The organism is Kitasatospora sp. NPDC004615, assembly GCF_042873545.1.
In the GTDB taxonomy this organism is placed as follows: domain Bacteria; phylum Actinomycetota; class Actinomycetes; order Streptomycetales; family Streptomycetaceae; genus Kitasatospora.
The window spans coordinates 1,023,866-1,042,401 of the sequence record NZ_JBIALQ010000001.1 but is presented as its reverse complement, the minus strand read 5'-3'; the positions used below and the strand labels follow the sequence as shown (position 1 = coordinate 1,042,401).

At 72.0% G+C, this 18,536-nt stretch carries 17 protein-coding genes; 8 read left to right on the top strand and 9 right to left on the bottom strand.

Annotated features, from left to right (window positions below; all coding sequences use genetic code 11):
• Positions 1 to 16 precede the first annotated feature (16 nt).
• Positions 17 to 649 carry a DJ-1/PfpI family protein gene (locus tag ACFYS8_RS04700; RefSeq protein WP_387635705.1) on the bottom strand — a complete coding sequence of 211 codons (633 nt, stop codon included), beginning with the start codon at positions 647 to 649 and terminating at the stop codon, positions 17 to 19.
• Entirely contained in the window at positions 646 to 1,617 is a 972-nt protein-coding gene (locus tag ACFYS8_RS04695) for a GlxA family transcriptional regulator (RefSeq protein ID WP_387635702.1), read from the bottom strand. The genes ACFYS8_RS04700 and ACFYS8_RS04695 overlap by 4 nt, the downstream gene beginning before the upstream one ends.
• A gap of 179 nt (positions 1,618 to 1,796) precedes the next feature.
• Here ACFYS8_RS04695 and ACFYS8_RS04690 point away from each other — a divergent pair, with 179 nt between their 5' ends.
• Both ACFYS8_RS04690 and ACFYS8_RS04685 read left to right on the top strand, forming a co-directional pair.
• A complete protein-coding gene (locus ACFYS8_RS04690) occupies positions 1,797 to 2,885 on the top strand; it encodes a serine hydrolase domain-containing protein (protein ID WP_387635700.1) in 1,089 nt (362 codons plus the stop codon).
• A complete protein-coding gene (locus ACFYS8_RS04685) occupies positions 2,882 to 3,658 on the top strand; it encodes a MerR family transcriptional regulator (protein ID WP_387635697.1) in 777 nt (258 codons plus the stop codon). The genes ACFYS8_RS04690 and ACFYS8_RS04685 overlap by 4 nt, the downstream gene beginning before the upstream one ends.
• Positions 3,659 to 3,725: 67 nt before the next feature.
• Here the strand turns inward: ACFYS8_RS04685 and ACFYS8_RS04680 are convergent, their stop codons facing one another.
• Positions 3,726 to 4,766 (bottom strand): hypothetical protein, encoded by a 1,041-nt coding sequence (locus ACFYS8_RS04680; RefSeq protein ID WP_387635694.1) that lies wholly within the window; start codon positions 4,764 to 4,766, stop codon positions 3,726 to 3,728.
• Between the two features lie 136 nt (positions 4,767 to 4,902).
• Here ACFYS8_RS04680 and ACFYS8_RS04675 point away from each other — a divergent pair, with 136 nt between their 5' ends.
• Together ACFYS8_RS04675 and ACFYS8_RS04670 are read left to right on the top strand one after the other, a co-directional pair.
• Positions 4,903 to 5,487 carry a TetR/AcrR family transcriptional regulator gene (locus ACFYS8_RS04675; RefSeq protein ID WP_387635691.1) on the top strand — a complete coding sequence of 195 codons (585 nt, stop codon included), beginning with the start codon at positions 4,903 to 4,905 and terminating at the stop codon, positions 5,485 to 5,487.
• Positions 5,488 to 5,720: 233 nt separating this feature from the next.
• On the top strand, positions 5,721 to 6,962 hold the full coding sequence (locus ACFYS8_RS04670) for a hypothetical protein (RefSeq protein WP_387635688.1): 1,242 nt from the start codon (positions 5,721 to 5,723) through the stop codon (positions 6,960 to 6,962).
• Positions 6,963 to 7,053: 91 nt separating this feature from the next.
• Here the strand turns inward: ACFYS8_RS04670 and ACFYS8_RS04665 are convergent, their stop codons facing one another.
• Positions 7,054 to 9,672, bottom strand: coding sequence for a collagenase (locus ACFYS8_RS04665; RefSeq protein ID WP_387635686.1), 2,619 nt, complete (start codon positions 9,670 to 9,672; stop codon positions 7,054 to 7,056).
• A 111-nt stretch (positions 9,673 to 9,783) separates the two neighbouring features.
• Complete coding sequence (locus ACFYS8_RS04660; protein ID WP_387635683.1) at positions 9,784 to 10,713, bottom strand: LysR family transcriptional regulator; 930 nt, start codon at positions 10,711 to 10,713, stop codon at positions 9,784 to 9,786.
• 341 nt (positions 10,714 to 11,054) lie between these two features.
• On the opposite strand from ACFYS8_RS04660, the gene ACFYS8_RS04655 reads away from it, so the two are divergent.
• From ACFYS8_RS04655 to ACFYS8_RS04645, 3 genes are all read left to right on the top strand, one after another.
• Positions 11,055 to 11,348: a WXG100 family type VII secretion target gene (locus ACFYS8_RS04655; protein WP_387635681.1), complete on the top strand. Its 294-nt coding sequence runs from the start codon at positions 11,055 to 11,057 to the stop codon at positions 11,346 to 11,348.
• 3 nt (positions 11,349 to 11,351) lie between these two features.
• Positions 11,352 to 13,532, top strand: coding sequence for a hypothetical protein (locus ACFYS8_RS04650; RefSeq protein WP_387635679.1), 2,181 nt, complete (start codon positions 11,352 to 11,354; stop codon positions 13,530 to 13,532).
• Between the two features lie 254 nt (positions 13,533 to 13,786).
• Positions 13,787 to 14,680: a hypothetical protein gene (locus tag ACFYS8_RS04645; RefSeq protein ID WP_387635677.1), complete on the top strand. Its 894-nt coding sequence runs from the start codon at positions 13,787 to 13,789 to the stop codon at positions 14,678 to 14,680.
• An 82-nt stretch (positions 14,681 to 14,762) separates the two neighbouring features.
• Here ACFYS8_RS04645 and ACFYS8_RS04640 read toward each other — a convergent pair whose 3' ends face one another.
• The 4 genes from ACFYS8_RS04640 to ACFYS8_RS04625 form a co-directional block, all read right to left on the bottom strand.
• Entirely contained in the window at positions 14,763 to 15,275 is a 513-nt protein-coding gene (locus ACFYS8_RS04640) for a GNAT family N-acetyltransferase (protein WP_387635675.1), read from the bottom strand.
• 55 nt (positions 15,276 to 15,330) lie between these two features.
• The gene (locus ACFYS8_RS04635; RefSeq protein ID WP_387635673.1) at positions 15,331 to 16,080 is read right to left on the bottom strand and encodes a PIG-L deacetylase family protein; all 750 of its coding nucleotides are present in this window, start codon (positions 16,078 to 16,080) and stop codon (positions 15,331 to 15,333) included.
• A gap of 97 nt (positions 16,081 to 16,177) precedes the next feature.
• Positions 16,178 to 16,345, bottom strand: a complete 168-nt coding sequence (locus ACFYS8_RS04630) for a hypothetical protein (protein WP_387635670.1) — start codon at positions 16,343 to 16,345, stop codon at positions 16,178 to 16,180.
• Positions 16,342 to 16,938, bottom strand: a complete 597-nt coding sequence (locus ACFYS8_RS04625; RefSeq protein WP_387635668.1) for a TetR/AcrR family transcriptional regulator — start codon at positions 16,936 to 16,938, stop codon at positions 16,342 to 16,344. Before ACFYS8_RS04625 ends, ACFYS8_RS04630 begins: the two co-directional genes overlap by 4 nt.
• A 62-nt stretch (positions 16,939 to 17,000) precedes the next feature.
• Between ACFYS8_RS04625 and ACFYS8_RS04620 the strand changes: the two genes are divergently transcribed.
• Complete coding sequence (locus ACFYS8_RS04620; RefSeq protein WP_387635666.1) at positions 17,001 to 17,990, top strand: hypothetical protein; 990 nt, start codon at positions 17,001 to 17,003, stop codon at positions 17,988 to 17,990.
• Positions 17,991 to 18,536: the final 546 nt, after the last annotated feature.

Below are 18,536 nucleotides of genomic sequence, written 5' to 3'. Positions count from 1 at the left end.
GGGCCGCGGGGGCCGATCAGCCGGTCGCGCCGAACCGGGCGCGCAGGGCGTCGACCACGGCCGGCGGGGCGGTCCTGGGCGAGCCGGCGGTGTACGGCGGCTGCGGGTCGTACTCGGTCAGCAACTGGATGCCCTGCGCGGTCGCGTCGTCGTGGATCCGGCCGGCCAGGTGCAGGCCCAGGTCGATGCCGGACGAGACGCCCGCGGCGGTCGCGTACTTGCCGTCGAACACCACCCGCTCCTCGACCGGCTCGGCACCGAACGCGGCCAGCGCCTGCGGCAGGAACCAGTGGGTGGTGGCGCGGCGGCCGGTGAGCAGCCCGGCGGCGGCCAGCAGGAGCGAGCCGGTGCAGACCGAGGTGGTCCAGGTGGTGGTGGCGTCGACGGCCCGCAGCCACTCCAGCACCTCGGGCTTCGCCTGCTGCGCCGTCGAGCCCGGCCCGCCGGGGACGAGCAGCAGGTCGGCGGAGGTGACTTCGTCCAGGGCGGCGTCGGCGGTGAGCGCGAGGCTGCCCAGGTCGGCGCGGACCGGGCCGCGCCGGTCGGCGGCGAACACCACCTCGGCGCCGGGCATCCGGGCCAGGATCTCGTACGGGCCGACGGCGTCCAGCGCGGTGAAGCGGTCGTAGAGCAGGATGGCGATCTTCATCGGGTGCCTCTCTGTGGTGGGCTGACGTTCCGTGAAGGTGCGGCGCGAAAGCGGCGGCGGTAGTCGAGCGGGCTGACGGCCAGCGTGCGGGCGAAGGCGCGGCGCATGGCCTCCGGGTTGCGGTAGCCGCTGAGGCGGGCGACCTGTTCGATGCCGTCGTCGCTGTCCTCCAGCCGGCGGCGGGCCACCTCCAGCCGCACGCCGTCCACGTAGCGGCCGGGGGTGGTGCCGGTCTCGGCGGCGAACACCCGGGCGAACTGGCGCGGCGACAGCGCGGCGCGGCGGGCCAGGGCCTCGACGGACAGGTCGGCGTCCGGGTGCTCGGTGATCCAGCGCTGCACGTCGCGCAGCGGCTGCCGGACGGCGAGTTGGGCGGCCAGCTGGGTGGAGAACTGCGCCTGGCCGCCCGGCCGTCGCAGGAACATCACCAGGTGCCGGGCGATGCCGAGGGCGAGTTCGCGCCCGACGTCCTCCTCGACCAGGGCGAGCGCCAGATCGATGCCCGCCGTCACCCCGGCGGAGGTGACCACCCGCCCGTCCCGGACGTGGATCGGGTCCGGCTCGACGGTGACGTCCGGGAACCGGCGGGCCAGTTCCGCGCTGTGCGACCAGTGCGTGGTGGCCCGGCGCCCGGACAGCAGCCCCGCCTCGGCGAGCAGGAACGCGCCCGTGCAGACCGACGCGATCCGCTCCGCCCCGTCGGCCAACTCCGCGATCCGGGCGACGAGTTCGGGCGCGGGCCGACGGGTGCCCGGGCCGCCCGGGACGATCAGGGTGTGCGGGGCGGCCGCATGCGCGAGGTCCTCGTCGGGCAGCAGACACAGCCCGCTGCCCGTCCGCACCGGAAGCCCGCCGGGCGAGGCGGTGCGGATCCGGTAGCCGGCCGCCGAGAGTACTTCCAGCGGGCCGGTGACATCGAGGCTCTGCACCCCGTCGAAGAGCACGAAGAGCACGCTGCGATCGGCCATGTCCCCACCCTCGCAAGTGCTTGCGGCGACAGCAATGACGGATACCCCACCTTTTCTGCCATGCCCGTTGTGGCTGTGAGCCGGGTCACGGTTGAGGTTGACCTCGGGTCAGGGTGGAGGCTCGTCGCATCGGCAGGGGGCGCCGACCTGGGTGCCACGAAGCGAAGGAGTCAACCAGTATGTCCAGCAACGGTTTTGTCGATCGTCCGGAGTTTCGGCGGACGATCGAGGAGCTGGTCGAGGCCGGCTTCCTCGGGATCCAGCTCCGGGTGAACGACGAGCGGGGCGAGTGGGTCGGCAGCGCCGGCGTCCGCGAGTTGGGGCGGAGTGCCGCGCCGCTGGTCGACGGGCACTTCCGGATCGGCAGCAGCACCAAGAGCTTCGTCGCGACGCTGGCGCTGATGCTGGTGGCCGAGGGCCGGCTCGGCCTGGACGACCCGGCCGCCCGCCACCTGTCCGGGTTCGGACTCGACCGGCGGATCACGGTGCGGATGCTGCTGCAGCACACCAGCGGGATCTTCAACCACACCGGCGAGCGCTACGAGGACGGGACGATCGTGCTCGGCGTCCCCTGGCAGGGCAAGGAGTGGGTGGACGGCCGCTTCCGGACGTACCCGCCGGAGGAGTTGGTGCGGCTGTCGCTGTCAAAGCCGTTGCGGTTCACGCCCGGTGAGGGGTGGAGTTACTCCAACACCAACTACGTGCTGGCCCGCCTGGTGATCGAGAAGGTCACCGGCCGCACCTTCGCGGAGGAGTTGCGGCGGCTGATCCTGGGTCCGCTGGGCATGACCGGCACCATCGCGCCGGGCAGTTCGCCGGAGCTCCCCGAGCCGCGCAACCACAGCTACTACCGCTACGCGGACGCAGGGCAGGAGCGGACCGTCGACGTCACCCGGCAGAACCCGTCCTGGGTCGGCGCCGGTGGCGACATGATCTCGACCACCCGGGACCTGCACGCGTACTTCTCCGCGCTGATGGGCGGCCGGCTCCTGCCGGCCGGGCTGCTGGCCGAGATGCGCGCGCCGGAGGCGACCGTCGGCTACGGGCTGGGGGTGTTCGCGCAGCAGACGGAGAGCGGCACCGTCTTCCACCACAACGGCGCCACCATGGGCTCGGCGGCGCTGATGTACGGCACGGCCGACGGCAGCACCACCCTCACCGCCGGACTGACCTGGGTGGACGACGCCGACCTCACGATCGCGCCGGCCTTCCAGGCCGCCCAACAGCGGCTCGTGGAACGGGTGTTCTGCGGCACACTGGGCCGATGACGAGCGGAGTGACGATCGGGCAGGCGGCGGCGTTCGTCGGCATCACGGTCAAGACGGTGCGGCACTATCACAAGCTCGGCCTGGTCGCGGAGCCGGAACGGGACAGCTCCGGCTACCGACGGTACGGGTCAGGGGAGTTGCTGCAATTGGTGCAGGTGCGGACGCTGGCCGCCGCAGGCGTGCCGCTGGCCGAGATCGGGCCGATGCTGACCGCCGAGGCCGCGCAGTTCGGCGCCACGCTCGCCGACGTCGGGAGGCAACTCGCCGCGCGCATCGACGAGTTGGTCACCCGCCGTGACATGCTGCACCGGCTCGCCGACGGTGATCGCGCCCTGCTGCCCGACCGCGCCTGTTTCGTCCTGGAGTCGATGCGCGAACTCGGCCTCGACCCCGACTACGTGGCCGCGCAACGCGAAGCCCTGGTGCTGGCCCGGGCGTTGGTGCCGGAGGGCTTCGAGGGATTCCTCGCCCAGCTCGAACGCGGCCTGGACGACCCCGAGTTCGTCCGCCTCACCAAGCTCGGCTGGGAGGCCGAGGCCTGGGACGCGGACGATCCGAGGATCGAGGAACTCGCCACCGCCCTGGCCGCCCGCTACCTCGCCAACCCCGCACTGCTGGGCGACCCGGCCAGCCTGCGGGCCTGGGCGAAGGCCTCGGCCCAGTACCGGCTGATCAACCACCACCGCGAGGACCGGGCGCCGGTCGCGGCCCGGCTGACCGCACTCACCGAGGCCAAACTCCGCGCGGCGGGCGTGCCCATGCCGCAGCGGTGAACCGCGAAGCGGTGGCGCGTCAGGACGGGTCGAGGCAGAACGGGTGGCCTCGGGATTGGTGGGTCCGTCAGGAGCGTTCGCGTTGGCGGTTGCGGCCGTAGGCGGCGAGGGCGTGGAAGGCGGCCTTCGGCTCCCAGGGCAGGCCGGGGTGGGTGGTGGACGGGCGGCCGGGCGGGAGCGGGCGGACGATGCCGAACGAGGCGCGGTCGAAGTCCCGGTCGGGGTCGTCGGAGCCGGGCAGGTGGTAGTGGGCGAAGGTCTGCACGAAGGCGGCGTCCAGGCCGGAGTCCGCGAAGACGGCGAGCAGGTCGAGCAGGTAGTCGGCCTGCTCCTGTTCGTCGCGGGCGAGGGGCTCGGCGAAGCGGTCGGCGCGGCCGTCCGCGTCGAAGAGCACGGCGCGGTCGCCGCGGGCGCCGAGCGCGGCGGCGCCGGTGAAGCTGCCGCAGCCGAACTCGGTGACGGCGGCGGGCCGGCCCTGGCCGGTGAGGGCGCGCAGGCCGGGGGCGAGCAACTCGGCGTTGGTGGCGTCGCGGTAGCCCGCATCGGTGGCGACCACGTCGAACGGGGCCCAGTCGATGCCCTCGAACGGCAGCGAGGCGTAGCCGATCCGCCCGCCGAAGCGCGACCGGGCTGCTGCCAGGACGCGGGCCAGGAAGGCGTTCAGCGCGCGGTGCAGTTCGGGCAGCAGGGCGCGGAACCGGGCCTGGTCGGCGAGCACGCCGGCGCGGGAGAGGAAGTCGTCGCCGGGCAGGAAGCCGTCCGTGAACAGGGAGATCTCGGAGCCGGTGAGCAGCACCACCTCGGCGCCGGCGGCCCGCAGCTTCTCGGCGCGGCCGGCGCAGTCGACCAGCAGGTCGAACAGTTGCGGCTGGGTGAGCCCGTTGGTGAACGGCGAGAACCAGACCTCCAGTCCGGCGTCGGCGGCGAACCGGGCGGCAAGCTCCAGCCGGTCCGGTTCGGCGCCGGTGATGCGCACCGCGTCGCAGCGCAACTCCTCACGGATCACCAGCATTTCGCGGCGCACGGTGTCGGGGTCGAAGGGCTCCCGGGTGGTGGTTCCGGTGGTGCTGCGGAAGCCGGTGTCGTAGGTGATGCCGAAAACGCGCACGGCGAAGCCGTCCTCTCCTCGCGAGGTAGGGTACGGCTCGTACCTTACGGGGAATTGGGTACGGCCGGTCCCTTGTTTCGGCAAGGACATAGCATTCGGACGGAGACCCGAAGCAGGCACTGAGTGGAGGTGGCAGGTGACAGCGACCAGGCGACGCGGCGCCGAACTCGAGGACGCCATCCTCACCGCCGCCGGCGAACTCCTGCTCGAACAGGGCGTGGCCGGACTCACCATGGACGAAGTCGCCCGCCGGGCCGGCACCAACAAGAACGCCCTGTACCGGCGTTGGCCCCACCGCACCGCACTCGGCATCGCCGCCTACCGCCGCCTCGCCGCCGCCGAAACCCGCCCGCCCGACACCGGCAGCCTCCGCGACGACGCCCTCGACCTGCTGCGCCGCGCCAACCGCACCTGGTCCTCCCCCTACGGCGAGATCCTGCGCGGCCTGCTCGCCGCCGCCGGCGGCGCACCCGAACTCCTCGCCCAACTCCGCGACCCCGACCGCCCCGACCCGCTCGACGAGGCATGGCTGACCGTCCTCGCCAACGCCACCACCCGCGGCGAGGCCCCCGCCACCGCCGTGCACCCCCGCGTCGCCGCCACCCCCATGGCCCTGCTGCGCACCGAATACCTGCTGCGCGGCGTACCGGCCGTCCCCGACGAGGTCCTGGTGGAGATCGTCGACGAGGTCTTCCTCCCGCTGGTCCGGGGCCGGGCCTGAACGCTCCTGCCGGAAGGTGGGCGGAAGTCCGTTTCGCGGTGGGCGAGTTGGATGGCGCGACAGAGCAGGGCGGCGGCCCCGGCCGGTGCGCGGTGATGGGGCCTGCTCGAACGGGAGCGGGGTGCGGGCCGGTTGTGGATGAGGGGCGGAGGGCAGAGCTGAACGTCTCTGCCTGGCAGGCGAGTGGGAAAACCGTTCGCGGTGGGCGAGTTGGGTGGGCATCCTCGGACGCTGTGACGGATGAGAGCGACGAACCGGCGCAGTACGCGCCGGCCGACACCCTGCTCGGCCTGCTCGAACGCGGGCGGGGCGCGGGGTGGTTGAGAGCGAAGGACGACTGGGAAGCCGGGGCTGCGGCCCTGCTGGATTGCCTGCGGCGGGACACTCGGTACGACTCCAGTGACGACCGGCACGACTACCATGCCCAGCTCGTAGGGGAGTTGGCGCTGCCGATCGACCTGCTGCGACAGCAGGTCGAAGGAGCGGACCAGGGCGCCTGCGAGCGTGCCTACGAGATTCTCGCCGCCCTCGCGCTGACCGGATCGGTCGCGGCGCGGGAGGTGCTGCGCCGGTACGTGCGGCAGGGCGAGTGCTGGCAGGACGTGCTGGACACCCTCGCCGACCGCTGGCCGGTGCCGTGGTGGGACGACCTCGCCGAGGACGCGGTGCGCCGTCTCGGTGGGGACGAGCCCGACTACCCCTCCTCCGAACCCTGGTCGCGATGGCGGGAGTTGCTGCCAGACCGGCCGCGTCGGCGGTCCGTGCGGCATGTGCAGTCGCTCGCCCCGAGCAACGCCCGGCTGCTCGCGCTGCTCGCCGACGGCGGGAGCTTCACGTCCGAGCGAGCGGCGGCCGTCGGCACGCTGGCCGGTCGGCCGCCCGTGCCGGAAATCCTGCCGCTGGTACCGGAGTTGTTCACCGCGGAGCCCGCCTTCTTGGGAGATCGGGCGCTGCCGCGGCTGGGCCGTGTGGTGGATCGCCTCGGCACGGCCGCGGTCGAGGACGCCCGCGCGTGGGCCCGGTCGCCCCGCCCCTGGCTGGCCGGGCTCGGCCTGGGGGTCCTCGCCCGGCACGGCGACGCGCGTGATCTCCCGTTGCTGCTGGCGGAGTTGGAGCGGCAGTGGGCGGCCGGTGAGTGGTGTGGCTCGCACTGGGTTGCCGACGGTCTGGCCCGGTTCGGTCCGGCCGCCGCCGAGGCCGCGCCTGTGCTGCACCGGTTCTGGGCGCACACCCCGCACTCGTACGAACGCCCCTCGTACCTACGGGCGTTGGCGGCCATCCGGCCCGGCGAGGTGGATGCGGAACTGACCGAGTCGCTGTGGGACTGCGAGGAGGGCGCGCGCCTGTTCGCCGTCGAGCACGCGCCCGACGGGCCCGAACTGCGCGGCCGCCTCGCAGAGTTGAGCGCGAGCTCGGTGGAGTCCCCGGACCTGCGGGCGGCTGCGGCGCGAAGGCTGGCGCGCGGATACCACTGACGCGCGGAGACCGCTGGCGGGCGGAAACCGCTGACGGGCAGTCGCGGCGTGGGTGGCCGTGACTGCCCGTCGTTGGGTGGGGGATTTGGGGTCAGAACTGCGTGGCGACGGTGACGTTGGTGAAGTCGGTCGCCGCGTACAGGCTCAGGTAGCGGTAGCCGGCCGAGGGGTTGGTGACGGTGATGGTCTGGCTGGTGCTGTTCGGGGTGGTGGAGGAGGCGGTGTACGCGCTGGGGGAGGCCCAGGTGGCGTCGTTGTAGTACAGGTACGCGGTGCCGGTGCCGCCGGTGGTGGTGATCTTCAGGGTGCTGGTGCCGGCGGGCAGGTAGACGTACAGGTAGTCGACGCTGCCGGCGGTGCGGGTGCGGCCGGTGCGCTGGCAGTTCTGGCCCATCGCGTCGGTGCGCTGGTCGGTGCAGGTCGGCAGGGTGGTGCCGCCGCCGCTGCCGGTGGTGACGGTGACACTGGCCGGGGTCGAGGTGGAGCGGCCGGTGGAGTCGGTGACGGTCAGCGCGACGGTGTAGGTGCCGGCCTTGGCGTAGGTGTGCGAGGGGTTGCGCTCGTCGGAGGAGCTGCCGTCACCGAAGGTCCAGTGCCAGGAGGTCAGCTGCGCGGGCGAGTTGGTGACCACCGAGCGGTCCGTGAGGGTGACCGTCGCGCCGTTCACCGACTGGTTGAACAGCGCGGTCGGGCCGGTGGCGAAGCACGCGCCGGCGGCGCACTGGGTCAGCCAGGCGTCGAAGTCGGCGTCGTAGGAGGTGCCGAGGCCGTTGTAGACCGCGTAGCCGCCCTGGTAGTCACCGGTGCGGAAGTGGCCGAGCATGTTGGTGACGTCCGCCGGGTGCTTCTCCATCATGTAGCGCACGGCGAGGTAGCCCCACGGGTAGACCCGGGTGGAGTCGGAGTTGTAGTAGGTGTTCTGGAAGATCGTGCTGAGCTTGTAGGTGTGCTTGGCGGCCTCGGTCATCGCCTGGGTGTCGGTCACACCCCGGTAGCCGTACGACTCGTACTCGGCGACGCCTTCGATCCACCAGATGTCCGGGACGGACGTCTCGGTGGTGAAGTTGCCCTTCATGTCGTAGATGTTGTCGAGGTAGTGGGTGTACTCGTGGTTGAGGTTCCACACGTTGCCCGCGAAGTCGTCGTTCCACGACTTCTGGTACATGATCGACACCGGCTTGTTGGCCGGGTCGGTGGGATCCATGATGGTGACGCCGCCGTTGTCGGTGGAGTTGTTCCAGATCGCCCACGAGTAGGTCTGGTAGTCGGCCGCGCTGGCGAACACCGGCAGGTCCAGGGTGGAGCCGTACTGGCCCGGGATCGGGCCGTTGTCCTTGACCAGGTTGTGGAAGTACGCGTCCTCGCCGCGCAGGCTCTCGCACACGGGCTGGAGCTGGGCGACCGTCAGCGCCTGGGCGCGCAGCGTCTTGTTGTCGCAGACCAGGACGTTCGGCAGGACGGCGTTGATCAGCTTGTTCGGCAGGTCGCAGATGCCGAAGGTCGAACACTGGGCGGAGTTGAACTTGTTGGACTGGAACGCCGCGTGCACGTACAGCGGGCCGCCCGGGCCGGCGATCGGCGTCGAGTCGAGGATCTGCTTGATCAGCGGCCGGGTCGCGGTCTCGACGGTGGTGCTGTCGCCGGACATCCGGGCCAGGTCGTTGCCCGCGTTGACGTCCAGGAAGGAGTTGCCGGTGCCCAGCAGGTCCTTGTGGTTCAGGGTGAAGTTGCCGAGCGTGGTGACCAGGCTGGTGTCGGCGTTCAGCGCGTTGACGAAGTCGGTGTTCCAGTTGGCGCGCCACAGCGGGGCGAACAGCACCGCGTTCACCGCGTTGACCATCTTCGGGTACGCGTTGTAGCTGTTGTTGTAGCCGTTCAGCACCTGCTTGTACGTGTTCAGGTAGTTCGCCTGCACGTTGGCGCTGTCGGTGAGCACCAGCACGTCGTACAGCACGATGCCGTTGGCGTCCGAGACGTCCTTCCAGTGCTGCCCGGAGAGGAACGCGTCCAGGCCCGCCTTGGTGGCGGCGGTCAGCGTCGAGTCGTAGTTGCCGACCGCGTCCGAGTTGTACGACTGGACGTAGTAGCCGGCCCGCAGGAACTGCACCAGCTGGAGGATGTTGGCGCTGTTGGTGCCGTCGTACGTCGCCGCCAGGTCCTTGAAGGCGTTCGCGACGGTCAGCATGTTGGCCTGCTTGAAGATCGCGCCCGCGTCGCTGCCCGTCACGTTGTACAGCGTGCCGATGCAGCTGGTGGGCGATCCCTTGACGAACGCCACCAGGTCCGCGCCGGAGCGGCTGCCGAAGTCGGCGGGCGCGCAGGTCTGCGCGGCGAGGCCGGCCGGCTGGTTCTGCTTCTCGCCCTTCTTCACCGGGCGGGGCGTGGTCTGTACGGTGGTGCCGGCCGGCTGACCCATCACCACCTGTCCGAGCAGCGCCGGGGGCAGCGGGGCCGAGACCGGGGCGTGGGTCTCCGGGGCCGCCTCGACGATCGGGCCGAGCGGCTTGGGGGCGGCGTTGCGGTCGCTCTTGGCAGCGGATGCGGCAGGGGCGGCGGCCTTCGACTGTCCGCCGGTCGCCGCGAAGGCCGGGGCGGGCAGCAGGGTGGCCGCCGTGGCACAACCGGCCAGCAGGCCGGCCGCCAGTGCGGGAAGGGATATGCGCACTGCTTCTCCTGTGGGGGATGGGGAGCTGAGGTGGGGTGCATGCATCGTGGCATCGGGGCGGGGGCCAGAACAATGTCACAGGTCATATGACATTGCACTGCGGCGGCATAACACCGGAGGGTTGTTCTTGGGTGTTGACCTTCCCCCTGGGAGTCGTCAGGTGCGGGGCGGGCGGAAGGTCCGGCTCGCCCAACTGTGCAAGTGCGGTGCCCCGGCGGCGAGTTCGCGGTACGCGGCGGTGGCCGCCCCGAACAGGGTGTCGACGAGCGCCGGACCGAGGGCGGCCCGGCGCCACAGCAGCACGTACCGCAGCCACAACGGCGCGCCGAGCAGCGGCTTGATCAGAACCCCCGCAGCGGGCGGCGTACTGGCGGGGACCAGGGTCGCACCCAGCCCCGCCGCCACCAGATCCTGTATCTCCCGCTGCCCGTACGCCAGTTGGCTGACCGTCATGGGCTTCGCCGTTGCCGATTCGCAGGCCGCCCGGACGAACACCGGCCACGCGGTGCCGTCGGCGGCGGGCAGCAGCCAGGTCTCGCCGGCCAGATCCGTGAGGGCCGGCTCGGCGTGGTGCCGGAGCGGGTGGGCGGCCGGCAGGGCGACGAACACCGGCTCGGTGGCGAGAACGCGCGCGGCGAGCGTCGGCGTGGGGCGCAGGCCGGAGTCGGGATGGTCGAGGGCCAGCGCGAGATCGAACGGCTCGTCGGGCCCGGCGGTGAGCGAGAACCGTATCTCCGGCCGGAGTTGCCGCGTCCGGGCCAGCGTCCCCGGCAGCAGCGCCGGACAGCCCGCGGCCACCCGCAACTCGCGGTGCGGCCGTTCACCGTTGGCGGCGACGGCGTCCCCCAGCCGGTCCACCCGGGCCAGCACCTCGCGGGCGGCGGCGAGGACCTCCGCCCCGAAAGTGGTCGGCACCACGCCGGCCGCCGTCCGCTCGAACACCACCGCCCCCAAGTGCCGCTCGATCCGCCGCAGTTGCGTACTCGTCGCCGGCTGCGAAGCGCCGATTGCCGCAGCCGCCCGCCCGACACTGCCGGTATCCGCGATCGCGCAAAGCACCCGCAGATGCCGCAGCTCCAGGTCCATGGCCCGGCCTTCCCGTGCGAGTGGATCAGTACTATTTCACACACAACATGTCAGATGGTGCCGCTCACCTTCGCTTCTCGTCCGTGCCACGTCAAGCCCCGGACCGGTTCGCGCCCTGGAGCACTGTGTTCGCCTTTGGTGACTACTTGTCGATCCCTTGACCAAAAATTGGTAAGATGCTGACCGAGTTGTCGCGGGGGAGATCGGAAAGGCGACTCGCAGTAGTGCACAGCAGCAATGCGCATGGGGGAAACATGGGGGAATCCACAGCCGCCGCCCGGACCGGAACCACCGGAACCGGCGGCGCACGCCCTTCGGACCTTCCGGCGGGCATACTCAGGGTGTCCCCGGACGAGATGCGCTCCTGGGCCGCGTCCGTCCAGGAGATAGGGACGTCCTTCCGCGCGGCGGGCTCGACCGTGGACGGGGAGACCGCTGACGCGTACGTGACGCTGTCGGGCTGGCTCAGCGGCCCGGCTCTGCGGGAGCGCTCGATCCGCTGGGACGACCAGGAGAGCACCCTCGGCAACGTGCTCGCCGACGTCGCCGACCGGCTGCGGCGCACCGCCGACAACTACAGCGCCGCCGAGACCGCCGTGCAGAACCACGTCGCCGCCGCGCGCGGGGGGTGGTGACGGATGCTCACCTTCGAGGCCGTGACGGAGGCCAGGCTCGACCGGGTGACCGCGGCGGCCGAGGCGTGGGGCGCGCTGCGCAACCGCTACCTCGGACTGCACGACCAGTTGGTGCAGCAGGTGGTGAACCGGATGGCGGCCGGCTGGGAGGGCAGCGCCGCCACCCAGGCGAAGGCCCGGGTGGGCAAGGCCGCCGACCAGCTGAACGCCGCGGCCGAGGAGGCGGCGGACCTCGCCAAGCTGCTGAACGACGCGGCGGGCGAGTTCCGCGACGCGCAGAACCGGCTGCGGCAGCTGGTCGAGGAGGAGGCCCCCGCCGAGCAGCTGCGGATCACGTCCAGCGGCGAGGTCGTCGACGTGCATCCCGAGCCCGACGGGGCGCAGCAGCCGGGCGGTTTCCTGGGCGGCCTGATGCCGGCCCGTCAGCAGGCCGTCCTGCTGATGACCGCGAAGATCAACGCCGTGCTGGCGCAGGCCACCCAGGCCGACCAGGCCACCGCCTGGGCGCTCGCGCAGGACCCCAACGGGGCGCGGGACCACGGCTTCAACGCCGACGGGTTCAACGACCTCGACCAGGCCCGGGCCGCCGAACGCGACCTCGCGGAGGCACTCGACCTGGCCCGCAAGGGCGGGAGCCTGTCACCGGTCGAACTCGCCAGGCTCAACGCCCTGTTGGAGGCCCGCAAGGGCGACCAGGCGTTCGCGGAGGCGTTCGCCACCGGCCTGGGCGCGCGCGGCACCATGGAGTTCTGGCGGAGCGTCAACGACCCCGCCCAGTACGGCGATCCGTTCGCCGGTGCACTGGGCGTCCAGCCGCCCGGGCGGGCGGAGACGATGGCGAAGCTCCAGGCATCTCTGGGCGAGACCCTAGGCACGGCCAGCCAGAGCCACAGTCAGGCGATGGGCGACTGGAAGAAGGAGATGATCGGACTCGGCCCCGAACCGATGGCGGGCGGCGGCCGCGCCCCGTACGGGTTCCAGCTGATGGGCAGCCTGATGCGCACCGGCGAGTACGACAGCGGTTTCCTCAACGAGTTCGGCAGCGCGCTGGTCGACACCGAGCGGAGCGCGGGCAAGGGCGCCACCCTCGCGTACGGGTGGGATTTCGGCGGCGGTGCGAACTGGGACCACCTCGCCGAGCGCCCCGTCACCGCCGACCCGATGGCGGCATTCGCCGTCGCCCTCGGCAACAACCCGGACGCGGCGACCGCCTTCCTCGACCCCGGCCCGGGCGGCACCAACGACCACCTTAACTACCTCCTCAAGGACCGCCAGTGGCCCCTCGACGGGGACAGGGGGATGTTCCACGCGACCGCCGGCCCGCTCGGGCCCGCCCTCGAAGCGGCCGCCACCGGCGACCCGGCCGGCCAGGCCGACGGCGACCGCCGGCACAACGACGCTCAGGCCCGGGTGGCCCAGGCGACCCTGGTGGCCCTCGATCCCAAGCCCGGCGAGGAGGAGCTGCCCGGCGGCCTCGAAGGCCCGATCGCCAACGTGCTCGCGGACTACGTGGACGACACCCACGCGGCGTTCGGCGGCGTCGACGACAAGCAGCCCGGCGGCGCGACGAACGGGTCCGTGTACACGACGCCGGACGGCTCCTCGCACATCGCGGTCAACCAGGGAACCCTGATCCGGGTGATGCGCGGCGCGGCGGAGGACCCCGACGCGTACGCCGTGATGCACACCGCGGAGACCCGCAAGGTGTCGGAGGTGCTGCAGGACATCCCGCCGGGCGCGAGCGAGACCCAGCAGCGCGACCAGATCCAGCAGAGCGCCGCAGCCCTGTCGGTGTACGACGCGATCCGGGACGACATCCGGTACGACAAGCGCGACGACGACAACGGCGACGTCGAGTGGAACGCCAAGGTGGTGCAGAGCGTCGTGGCGGTGGCCGACATTCCGGCCGGGCCGGCCAAGAACGTCATCGACCCGCTGACGGACACCTGGTTGACCTCGGTCGTGAACGACAGCAAGGAGGCGACCAACAACAAGGCGCTGGCTGACGTGGGCCGACACGACCTGGAAGCGAAGGGCCAGCTCAAGCTCCAGATCGGCGAGTGGGCCAAACAGCGTGGTGACAATGAAGACGGCTCGCACGTCAACGTGCTGCAGCGCGAGGCCGAGAACACCCGTGGCACTTCCTACAACTCGGCCATCGAAGCACTGAGGGGCCACTCGTGACGCCGGATCAGTTCAGCGCTCCGGTCCCGCCGCTGCCCGCTGCCCCGCCGATGCCCGCTGCCCCGCCGGCGCCTGCTGCCCCGCCGATGTCGCCCCGCCGGCCGGTGGTACGGCGGGCGGGGCGGAACCGGCGGCGGTGGGCTTGGCTCGGGGCGGCGCTGCTCGTGGTGGGGGCGCCCACCGGGTGGTACTTCGGCGGCGGGTACGACCGGTGGCAGGACGGGCGTTCGCTTCAGGGGCTGTGCGGGGGAGCGGTGGACACCGCCGAAGTGAAGGACCTGCTCGACGGGGCAGGACGGTTGCGCGGCGTCGAGGTGTCTCCGGCCGGGTCGCTCGCCACCTGCGGGCTGGTGGAACCGGGCCGGTACGGGCTGCTCTCGGTCGGCGTCGCCTGGGACGTGTCGGGGGCAAACAGTGCCCTCTCCAGTCTCGGGCGCACCCGCGTGGTCCGGTCCGAAGGCGTGCCGGTGGTGCCGGTGGGCGCGGGGTGGGACGGGGTGATGTCGGCCCGCGCGGACGGCCGGGCAGACCTGGTGCTGGCCCTGGCCTGCACCGGGAAGCAGGCCGACCGGCAACTGATCGTCAGCCTGACCGCCGACCCGACACGGGATCTTGACGGTCCGGAGGGCGCTTTCACCTCTGCCGAGCAACGTTCCAGGCTGGGCCGGATCGGCGCCCGGACCGCGCAGCGGGCCAACGACATCTGGGGCTGCGGCGCAACGCTCGGCGAGAAGATCGAGCAGGTGCCGGGCCGGTCGGACATCGTGACCGCCCAGCCGGGGAAGGCGAACGGCACCTGCGTCGGAGTCGCCGGACAGGTTCGCGAGAGCCCGGCCGACGGCGCCGCACCGATCGAGGACTGTGCTGTCCTGATGCCCGACGACCCCAAGACCGTGGGCCTGAGGCTGTCCGCCTACTACCCTCCCTTCGCCTACGAGGCCGGGCGCGGAGTCGGTCTGGACCAGGGGGCGATCGAGCCGGGGACCGACGGAAACCTCAGCTGGGCGACCGCGAAGTGCCCCGGCGGCACGGCCGTCTACCTGGCGAACCGCCTCGAACCGATGACCGCCTCGGCACGGGACGCTTTCGCCGCGTTCACCCGGCACTCCGCCGAACGCCACGGCTGCTCGGCACCGGCCCTGCCCTGACGCCCCGCCACCCGGAGGCCCGGCCCCCGCCGCACCACGCGGCGAGCCGGGCCTCCGGCGTGCGGGGCCGGGGGAGGAATGGTCAGGCGGGGGCTTCTGCGGTCGTGCTGAAGGAGATCCAGGTGTCCGGCGGCAGGTCCGGGCGGCCGGGGACGGGGCGGTGCCGTTCGGTCCAGTCGGGGCCGGCGATGTGCGTGGCGACGCGGCGCCAGAAATGGGCGGCGGTGGGGTTGGTGTCCTGGAAGGCGACTTCCCAGAGGCCCGGGTGGTTGGTGATGACTTTTTGGACGGCGCGGAGGCCGATGCCCGATCGCCTGGCGCCGCGGGCCACGAAGAAGGTGTTGAGGACGCGGGTGGGGGCGGTCAGGCCGCGGACGAAGGCGAAAGCGGCTGGGGTGTGGTCGGCGGTCGTGACGAGGTAGGGGGCCCAGTCGGGGTCGGCGAGGGCCTGGTGGAGGCGGTCGTCGCGGAAGGTGCCGTCGGGGTTGGGCAGTTGGCCGTTGAACTCCGACATGTCGTGGCTGAACATCAGCCAGAGGCGTTCCAGGGTGGGGCGGTCGGCGGTGGTGGCGAGGCGGACGGTCAGGTCTGACACGGGACTCCTTCGACGGACGGGTGCCGCATGTCGACTGTCTAGCAGGCGAGGTCGATCAACTTCCAACGGATGCGGCGAGGTTGGGCAGCGGGTGCGGCTGGTACCACTCGGTCTGCATCAGCCGGGCGCGGACGGACGGCGTCGCGGCGGCGAGGCGGCCGGGGAGGGCGCCGCGGGTGACCTCCGACTGGTGGGCGAAGACGGCGGCGAGTTTGCGCGGGAGCCACGCGGTGACGTCGAGGGCCTCGACGGTGGCGTCCGGGACGCTGTACGCGGTGCGGCCGGGACGCAACAACAGGGCGCCCAACTCCCTTGCGGCGCTGTGCGGATGGGTGGCGAGCAGGAGTCGTCGGACCGGCCAGGGGTCGCACAGTCCGGGGTGGAGGCCGGGGAGGGCGGCCGCGTGGACGGCGAGGACGGTGAGGCGGTGGGTGTGCCGGTGGTCCGGGTGGCCCGTCAGGCCGCCGTACCCGTCGTGGGTGACGACCCACTCGGGACGGAACTCCCGCAGTTGGGCCACCAGTTGGGCCACTGCCTGATCGAGTGGGGCGTCGAGCAGTCGGGCCTGCCCGGGCGCGGAGTCCGGGACCTTCGCGTCCGCGTAGCCCAGAAGCCTGGGCGGCCCCGCACCCAACTCGTCCAGCGCACACGCCAGTTCGGGAATCCGGTGGGTCCCCTCCGCCCATGTCGCGGTGACCACCGCCGTCCGGGCCCCGGCCTCCGCGTGGCGGGCGAGCAGGCCGCCGGCGGAGAGGGATTCGTCGTCCGGGTGTGCGAACACGCCGAGCACGCTGGGGAGTTCCAATTCGCCGTACCGCCTTCGCCCGGGAGGGAGTTCCGTTCCCCGCAGGGTGTCCGGCCCGTCTGGCGGCGAAACCGCCCGATCGGGGGAGCGGGTGGGGCTACTGAATGGCCCAGCGGGTCGGATGGGCAGGGTCGTTGGGGCGGGTGAAGACGTTGAGTTCGCCGTCGCGGCCGAGGCGGACTGCGGTGGTGGTGCTGCGGTGGGCGGACAGTTCGGGGAAGAGCGTCTCGGCGCCGAGCGGGTGCGGGGGAGTGGTTCGCGTCACGAGGGGGCCCAGGGGTGCTGCGGGCAGCGGCACAGCGCGTCGAACGCGGTGGTGACGGCTGCCGCGAGGTCGGTGGCGATGGTGTGCGGCGGGTGGCCGGCCAGGAGGCGGTGGCGGAGTTCGCGGTGGGTGGCGCGGTGGGCGCCGATGAGGGCGCCGGCCAGGAGGAAGGCGGTGGGGGACGGGGGGAGGGCGGCCGCGAGGGCGGTTTCGGCGCGGTCGGCGATCTCGCGTTCGCGGGCGCGGAGCGCGGGGCTGGCCTCGATGGTGCGGTGGAAGGTGGCGGAGCCGGGGGTGAGGTCGGCACGGCCGATGGCGGTGCGCAGGTCGTCGCGGAGGGCGGCGACGGGGCAGGTGCCGGGCGGGCGTTCGCGGACGACGGTGGCCAGCTGCTGTTCGACCTCGTGCTGCCGGTCGAAGAACAGGTCTTCCTTGGTGGCGAAGTAGTTGAAGACCGTGTTGGTGGAGACGCCCACGTGCCGGGCGATCTCGGCGACGGTGACCTGGTCGAAGCCGCGTTCGAGGAACAGCGGAAGCGCGGCGTCCGCGATGGCGGTCCGGGTCTGCTGCTTCTTGGTCTCACGAAGGCCCATGCACCCCATGCTAGGGTCACTGAAAAATTGGTGTCACACCAAAAATATCGCCAGGGGGTCAAATGGACGACAGGCGGCGGCAGTTCAGGTTCGGCATCTACCCGGGGGCGCTGCTCGGTGACGGGCAGGGGATCGTGCACCCGGTCAGCCCGGACGACCCGCGGCAGGTGGCCGAGGCGCTCGACGAACTGCAGGGGGAGGAGGGCGAGTTCCTGGTCCGGGTGTACCGGTCCTTCGCGACCACCGTCAGCGCACCGGGCCAGACCCCGGACAGCTGGGAGGCGTACCTGGGCGGGCAGCGGGCGCGGAAGGTCGATCTGGTGCTGCAGTTCCGCGAGCCGACCGGCAGCCGGGACGGGTGGGAACGGTTCGTGCGCGGGCAGGTGCGCGAACTGGGGGCGCGGCTCGGCTCGGTGCAGATCTGCGAGGAGCCGAACGCGGACCTGCCGGTGCTGGACGGCAGCGTTCCGGGGGTGCGGGAGGCGCTGGTGGCGGGCGTGGTCGCGGCGAAGGAGGAGGTGCGCGAGCTCGGCCTGTCCGCCGAGGTCGGCTTCAACGCGGTGCCGTCGTTCGGCCCGGCCGCGCCGTTCTGGGACGCGCTCGGCGAACTCGCCGACCGGCGCTTCCTGGACGCGCTCGACTACGTGGGGCTGGACTTCTTCCCGGACGTGTTCCGCCCCGTCCCGGCGGAGCGGCTGGCGGACGGGGTGGGCTGGGTGCTGAACGGTTTCCGGCACACCGATCTGCCCAAGGCGGGCATCCCGGCCACGGTGCCGATCCGGATCTGCGAGAACGGCTGGCCCACCGGGCCGGGGCGGTCGGAGCAGGCGCAGGCCCGGGCGCTGGAGACGGTGGTGCGGGCGGTGGCCGGGCAGGCGGCGGCGCTGAACATCGACGGGTACACGCTGTTCGCGCTGCGGGACGCCGACAGTCGCGGCGAGAGCCTGTTCCACGGTTTCGGCCTGCTGCGCGACGACCACACCCGCAAGCCCGCGTTCGAGACCTACCGCCGGCTGATCGCCGAACTCGGACCCGCGCTGCGAGCCGGCTGATCGCCGAACTCGGACCGGCGATAGGAGGCGCCGGCACCCGACAAGCCGGTAGGTGAGGCCGTGTCAAGATCCCGACAACGAGTACCGGAATCAATCGTTCTGGGCGATTCTCGGACCCTTCGGGGCGATTCCGACCGTTCAGATGCGGTTTCCGACAACTTCCGACAGAGTCCATGTTTCGAGTGGTCAAGGGAGCGCTAGACTCCGGAACGGCTCGGCCGGCGACCCTGACGGATGGTTCGCCGGGCCGGTCCGGCGCCGGGTGGGGCTTCAGTTCCGGTGCTGGGGCGGGCAGTTCGTGCGAGCCGGAGCGGGCCGATGGTGAATGGCCGCCGTGCGGTGGGGCGTTGGCCCCTGAGCGGTTCATCGTGCCTGGTCGAAGCGGGTGTTGGGACACCATGGGCGGTGCCGCGCGGGCGCGGGACCGCCTCGGCTTTTTGGGTCGTTATACGGTGATACTAAGATCCATCCGTCAGAGTCCTCATCAGATTCGACCAGTTCTGAACGACTGGCCTCGTCTCCTAGGAGAATGTCCTGCGCACGCGC